Genomic DNA, 636 nt, shown 5'->3' on the forward strand with positions numbered 1-636 from the left:
AAAGATGCTCATGAAATAAAAGAATGTTATGAAAAAACGGCTCATAGCTATTTAAACGAAATAAATTTAATTCCAAAGGCAGCCATACGATATCAATATGCACTGTGGGGCCATTATGCAGCGATGTTTCATGCGGGTCATATAGAATATAAAGATAAGCTTCAAGAAATCGTTGACTATCATCACATTGAAGATCATAAACGAACATATCAACAGATGTATGAAAATATATTGAATCCAAGTGTTTTTCAAAAACGTTTAGATGCTATTCCTTACAGTCCCGATTGCCACTGATTCATATTTGCAATTATTTATAATTAATCATCGTAGTTCAGATCGCCCTCATCAACATTGATATAATCTGGTTGAGGGTCTTTATCAAATTGTACAGCACGTATTTTAACCTTACCTAAAATTTTTGCTTTCCCTACCCTATGCATACCATCCATTATTCTCCCCTGAGAACATAGTATTATTGGATAAGACAAATCTGCTTTTTGAATTAATATCATATGATCAATGATATCTTGAGTAGTGGGATAAGAATCCGGATACCAATACGGTTCATCTAATTCTTTTATTTCTGATAGTAAAATTTCTTTTACTTTAAAATCTCTAGTCAAAGCTACTAAATTA

Annotated in this window: 1 protein-coding gene and 1 pseudogene; one reads left to right on the forward strand and one right to left on the reverse strand. The window is 31.9% G+C overall.

The window, feature by feature from the left end; all coding sequences use genetic code 11:
• A pseudogene (locus NL42_RS18840) lies at positions 1-294 on the forward strand (hypothetical protein); the annotation flags it as partial.
• A gap of 23 nt (positions 295-317) precedes the next feature.
• On the opposite strand, the gene NL42_RS18845 reads toward NL42_RS18840, so the two are convergent.
• Positions 318-636, reverse strand: a 319-nt coding sequence (locus tag NL42_RS18845; RefSeq protein WP_461313911.1) for a ParB N-terminal domain-containing protein, incomplete at its 5' end; no start/stop codon positions are given.

It is taken from the genome of Acinetobacter sp. GN11 (genome assembly GCF_054823985.1).